A 5,276-nucleotide genomic window follows, 5' to 3' on the forward strand; every position below is an offset into this window, starting at 1 on the left:
AACCAGCGGCGGGAGATATGTATATCCGAGCACCATGCCGAGGCCGGCAGCGGGCAGGGCAATTGCCACGCCAGCCAGCGGGGCTGCTCTTGCGATGCGTATAAAGTCAGGGGCGGCAGTCGGGTCGTCCTCGGTGTTGACCTTATCGAGGGGAAGTCGGGAGAAGAATCGGATGCAGGCGGCCGTATCTGCGGCAAGGTCAGGCAGTGCAGATCCCAAGCGGTCAAGGTGATCATGCATTTTATTGCGATTGGGTTTGTTTCCGGATTTGGCCCCGGTTTCTGACGTTTGGTCGGTTTCAGGGCTCATCGGGCCGGTCCTGCGCTTGAGTTTTGTCAAGGCAACGTTATAGATCAGCCGCAAAACAGGACCAAGTGGCTCGCAAATTTCCACAACAAAGACCGGAACCCAAAATCATGTCCCTCTCTGAGACCGCGCTTCCTTTTGACGATATCCGCAATCTGGTGAAATCCATGCCGGGGCCGGACGATGAGGCGTTGATGAAAGTCCGAGAGCGTGACGGTCAGTTGACCAAACCGGCCGGGTCCCTGGGGCGTCTGGAAGAGATTGCCGAGTGGCTCGCTGCATGGTCCGGAAACGCTCCGCCCAAGGTCACACGACCGATGGTTGCCATCTTCGCGACAGCACATGGTGTGGCGGATGAGGGTGTCTCCGCATTTCCAAGTGCGGTGAACCAACAGATGGTCGAGAACTTCGCCGCAGGTGGTGCTGCCATCAATCAGATCTGCCGGAGCAATGATATCGGACTGAAAGTGTTCGATCTGGCGGTCGACATGCCGACACCGAGCATCACGCGCGAAGATGCAATGGATGAAGCCAACTGCGCGGCAACAATGGCTTACGGAATGGAAGCGCTGGCCGGTGGCATCGATCTGATTTGCCTGGGCGAGATGGGTATCGGCAACACCACAGTTGCAGCTGCAGTATTGAATGGTCTCTTCGGCGGCAAGGCCGAAGACTGGATTGGCCGCGGCACAGGCGTCGATGACGAAGGGCTATCCCGGAAGCGGGATGCCGTTGAAAAAGCGGTTGCCCGTCTCAACGGCACTACGGACCCGCTGGAAATCCTGCGACGGATCGGTGGACGGGAAATTGCCGCCATGGCTGGCCTGATCATCGCGGCCCGTCTGCAACGGGTGCCGGTTCTGGTCGATGGTTTCGTGACAACCGCTGCCGCTGCAGTTGTCTATGCGATGGACCCGGACGGTCTGGACCATTGCCTGTTTGCCCATGTGTCGGCGGAACAGGCTCATGCCAAGGCTCTTGAACATATGGGCAAGGAGGCTCTTTTGAGTTTTGGTATGCGTCTTGGCGAAGGTTCGGGCGCGGCGCTTGCTGCCGGTATCGTCAAGGCCGCAGCTGAAATGCACTCCGGCATGGCGACCTTTGCCGATGCCGGTGTGGCGGAAAAGTCAGAATAAGCCGATAGAGGCGGAGGGTCGAGGCTTGAGCGCGTTTGCGCTCAGGCCGACTTGGCTTTTTTGTGTTTCGGCTTCGATTGTTCATCGAAGCGTGCTGCAACGTCATCGGAAAAATGCATGATACGCGACGGCGGCAGGGAGACCGTAACCTCCGTGCCTTCATCGATGTTGGATTTCAGCGAAAACGTGCCGTCATGCATGCCGATCAGGGCCTGAACGATGGATAGTCCGAGACCTGTTCCAGGTTCCGCGCTTCTGATCGCATGAGAGCCTTGGCCGAATGCCTCCAGAACGGTAGGGATCTCTTCCTCGGGTATGCCCGGACCTGTGTCGGAAATCGAGACGAATTGTCCACCATCCACAGTCCGGCCAACCTTGATCCGGACATCGCCATTGATCGGGGTGAATTTCACTGCGTTGGACATCAGGTTCAGGATCACCTGACGCAGCGCGCGTTCGTCGGCCCACACCCGCGGCAATCCTGTTTCGTGCGCATGGTGGATTGCGATTGATTTTGCCTCTGCACGCACCTTCATCATGCTGCCGCACTCTTCGGCGATTTCGTCCAGAAACAGGGCCTCTTCGTGAAGTTCATGCCGACCCGCCTCGATGCGGGACAGGTCGAGGATTTCGTTGATGAGGTTGAGAAGGTGTTGACCGGATCCGTGAATGTCTTCCGCATAGGACCGGTAGTTCTTGTTGTGCATCGGGCCGAGCACTTCATCCTTCATGATTTCGGAAAAGCCGAGAATTGCATTGAGAGGTGTGCGTAACTCATGGCTCATGGTCGCCAGGAAGCGGGATTTGGCAATGTTGGCAGCTTCCGCGCGACGGCGGGCGTCATCCGACATCGCATTCGCCGTCTCAAGTTCCGCGATCAGATGATCTTTGTCGGCCCGGTATTCCAGCATGGTGTTGGTATTCTTCAAAAGCTGGTTGCCAAGAATGAAGAAGAAACCTTGCGCACCGATGGCCATGGCAGCCAGGGTGTAGTGTATCGGGCTGCCTTCCAGCAGAAAGAAGACCGTGACCACAAGCGTTGTCGGCAAAGTGCTTGCAAGCAGGCACCGCGGCAGAGTTGCCGATTGCATCGTATTTGTCGCAACAACGATCAGTAGCGTCGCGAAATGGAAGATGACCAACTCGTCTCCAACTTCGACGGCCTTGGGCAGGAGAATGAAAGTTGCCCAGCTGATACCGTAAATCAAATCGCCAATCGTGAAGCGCCATAGCCAGGATTTCCGCGCCTGCTGATCGGCGGGCGCCTTTTCATAGGCATGGCTGATGAACACCATGGCAAAGTGAGTGCAGAGCGTGAAGACAAACCACGCGATCGACAACGCAGGGTCTACCCAGAGGACCGAAATGACGGCCGCGATAAGCGCCAGAAGGGGCACCGCATAGGCTGCGTTGATGCGCGTATCGGCAAACAGGTGTTGCCGTTCCAGATCGAAGGTTGTGTATCGGAATTCAGGCGCTCCCAGACGACTGCGAGCGCTTTTGGCCGACCGTGCCATCTCCCGACGACGGATAGCCCGCTGCCTGTTGATGGCGAGTTTGTCGTCTTCGCTGTTATCTGAAGCGAGAGGTCCCATTTTCCGACCGGAAGATTGATTTCGTTATTGTGATACTGCTTGTTTCTGCAATCTGTTCCAACATTCCTTAAGATCATCCTCAGGATCGTGGTAAGGGAAGGGTTAACCAGCTGTGCCAGGGTGCAACTCATTGTCGGAAAAAACGAAATCTGAAAACCTTGAGATATTGGCAAGCGACGTTCGAGCCTGCCGTTTATGCATTGAAAAGCCTCAGAAAAAGCCTTTGCCGCACATGCCGAGACCGGTTTTGCAAGTGTCCGCAACCGCAAGGCTCTGTATTTGCGGTCAGGCGCCAGGAACGAGGGTGCATAAAAGCGGTCGTCCATTCACTGACCCTTCGGGCGACAGGCTCAGAGACTGGATGGGTATTGGCGAAAACGTTTTTTATGATGCCGGCCGTCTTGCCATTGTTCCGATGGGGTTCTGTTTTCCGGGGCTCGATGCGAAAGGGGGGGATCTGCCGCCAAGACCGGAATGTCGGAATACGTGGCATGACCGGTTGTTTGCCGCCATGCCTCAGCTCGAGCTAATCCTGGTCATCGGCCAATATGCACAAGCCTACCATCTCGGGGCGGCGCGCCGGAAAACGCTGACCGAAACCGTCACAGGCTGGCGGGACTATTTCGAAGCGTCTCCCCAACCCGGCAAACCCGTCGTTTTGCCATTGCCACACCCCTCCTGGCGCAATAATGCCTGGCTCAAAAAGAACCCATGGTTTGAAAGCGAGCTGTTGCCTGTGCTCCGGAGGGAAGTTGCCCGTCTGGTGTGAAGAGTGAAATGTTGAATGGGGTGAAATTCGAAAATAATTCTCAAATCAGCTGAATTTGACAACATGATTGAAATTCAGTTACGTATTTTCCTCTCAGAATAAAATCATTTACCAAGATCTGTTCTGACGTCCTGGCGAAACACCGCCGCCAACTTTCGGATCGCTGACTTATGATTGATCGTATCGACCGCCGTATTCTGTCCATCCTGCAGGAAGACTGCACCGTTCCAGTGGCTGAGATCGGCCGCCGCGTCGGTCTGTCGACGACCCCTTGCTGGCGCCGGATTCAGAAAATGGAGGAAGACGGGGTCATCACCGGACGAGTTGCCTTGCTTGATCCTACCAAGGTGAATGCAAAGGTTACCGCCTTTGTTGCGATCACCACCAGCCAGCATTCCGAAGACTGGTTGAAGAAATTTGCCGATGTTATCCGCGAGTTTCCGGAAGTCGTTGAATTCTATCGTATGGCCGGTCAGGTGGACTATCTTCTGCGAGTGGCAGTCCCGGATATCGAAGCCTATGACGATTTCTATAAAAGGCTGATCGCCAGGATCGATATCTCGGACGTTTCGACAACCTTTGCGATGGAGCAGATCAAGAATACGACTGCTTTGCCTCTGGGATATGTTGCGCCGGAAAAGCCGCGATCCGTAAACTGATGACTGGCCCGCCAGACCGGCGAAGCTGATCTTCAGACCGGATGCCTGGAGAAAAATCTGGCGGCTTCCGCATCCGTGACCTTCTGACCCGAGAAGATCTCTGCGTAGACCGGCATGCGACTCAGTCGTGGTTCCAGAGGTTCCTGCGGACCGTCCTTGATCATGGAGATATAGCCAATCTGCGTTTGATAGACGGTGTTTGCCCGGATGTTGGCGTAATGAGCTTCATATCCATAGCGCTCGAACATTGCCTGAAAAGCCTCAACCCGGACCTGATCGGCCTCTTCCAGTTTGCGGGCGAGGTCCGGATCTGTGTGCGCCCAGTTCCGAACCGCGAATTCAAGACGGGAGTCGAAAAGTTCGGGCGACAGCCACAAGTCGAAAATGTTGAGGATCGCCTCGGTGATTGTTTCCGCGTAGGCTTCGGTACGCTTGATCAGATTGCCCGTGTTCTTGGCTTGCCAGAGCGTGATCAGCGCATTCAAGAGGTCACTCCGATCTGAGAAGTGACCATAAAAGCTGGTACGTGACAGCCCCAGTCTTTCCGCAAGCGGCATAACCTTTACGGCGTCGATACCACTCTCCAGCAGAGCCAGATACGCTGCCTGGATCCAGACTTCTCGCGTCCCGCGCCAACCGGACGTCTTTTCAATCAAAGGCTCGTTCATGCATGCTGGATAACAACCCCTTGCTACTGTGGCAATTAAAATTGACACCTATGTTTTCAAAAGCGACATGAATGTCGTTTTTGAGACTTTCAAGCCTTGTTGGCTGGAATTAATCTAACTGAAACGACCATGCCCGGGACGCG

At 55.3% G+C, this 5,276-nt stretch carries 5 protein-coding genes and 1 pseudogene; 3 read left to right on the top strand and 3 right to left on the bottom strand.

Going from position 1 to position 5,276, the window contains the following annotated elements:
- Nucleotides 1–309 (bottom strand): annotated as a pseudogene (locus K5905_RS26925) (adenosylcobinamide-GDP ribazoletransferase); the annotation flags it as partial.
- A gap of 107 nt (nucleotides 310–416) precedes the next feature.
- On the opposite strand from K5905_RS26925, the gene cobT reads away from it, so the two are divergent.
- Complete coding sequence (gene cobT, locus K5905_RS26930; protein ID WP_297590040.1) at nucleotides 417–1,442, top strand: nicotinate-nucleotide--dimethylbenzimidazole phosphoribosyltransferase; 1,026 nt, start codon at nucleotides 417–419, stop codon at nucleotides 1,440–1,442.
- Between the two features lie 41 nt (nucleotides 1,443–1,483).
- Here the strand turns inward: cobT and K5905_RS26935 are convergent, their stop codons facing one another.
- Nucleotides 1,484–3,037, bottom strand: a complete 1,554-nt coding sequence (locus K5905_RS26935; protein ID WP_297590045.1) for an ATP-binding protein — start codon at nucleotides 3,035–3,037, stop codon at nucleotides 1,484–1,486.
- A 130-nt stretch (nucleotides 3,038–3,167) separates the two neighbouring features.
- Between K5905_RS26935 and K5905_RS26940 the strand changes: the two genes are divergently transcribed.
- Nucleotides 3,168–3,806 carry a uracil-DNA glycosylase family protein gene (locus K5905_RS26940; protein ID WP_297590048.1) on the top strand — a complete coding sequence of 213 codons (639 nt, stop codon included), beginning with the start codon at nucleotides 3,168–3,170 and terminating at the stop codon, nucleotides 3,804–3,806.
- Between the two features lie 173 nt (nucleotides 3,807–3,979).
- The gene (locus K5905_RS26945; RefSeq protein WP_297590053.1) at nucleotides 3,980–4,465 is read left to right on the top strand and encodes an Lrp/AsnC family transcriptional regulator; all 486 of its coding nucleotides are present in this window, start codon (nucleotides 3,980–3,982) and stop codon (nucleotides 4,463–4,465) included.
- A gap of 32 nt (nucleotides 4,466–4,497) precedes the next feature.
- Here K5905_RS26945 and K5905_RS26950 read toward each other — a convergent pair whose 3' ends face one another.
- Nucleotides 4,498–5,133 carry a TetR/AcrR family transcriptional regulator gene (locus K5905_RS26950; protein ID WP_297590051.1) on the bottom strand — a complete coding sequence of 212 codons (636 nt, stop codon included), beginning with the start codon at nucleotides 5,131–5,133 and terminating at the stop codon, nucleotides 4,498–4,500.
- Between the last annotated feature and the right edge of the window lie 143 nt (nucleotides 5,134–5,276).

Origin of the sequence: Roseibium sp. (genome assembly GCF_025698965.1) — a bacterium.
GTDB lineage: Bacteria > Pseudomonadota > Alphaproteobacteria > Rhizobiales > Stappiaceae > Roseibium.

Bases quoted from the DNA above. Each gene is read 5' to 3' on its own strand.
- cobT (WP_297590040.1), top strand. From the start codon at position 417: ATGTCCCTCTCTGAGACCGCGCTTCCTTTTGACGATATCCGCAATCTG.
- K5905_RS26935 (WP_297590045.1), bottom strand. From the start codon at position 3,037: ATGGGACCTCTCGCTTCAGATAACAGCGAAGACGACAAACTCGCCATC.
- K5905_RS26950 (WP_297590051.1), bottom strand. From the start codon at position 5,133: ATGAACGAGCCTTTGATTGAAAAGACGTCCGGTTGGCGCGGGACGCGA.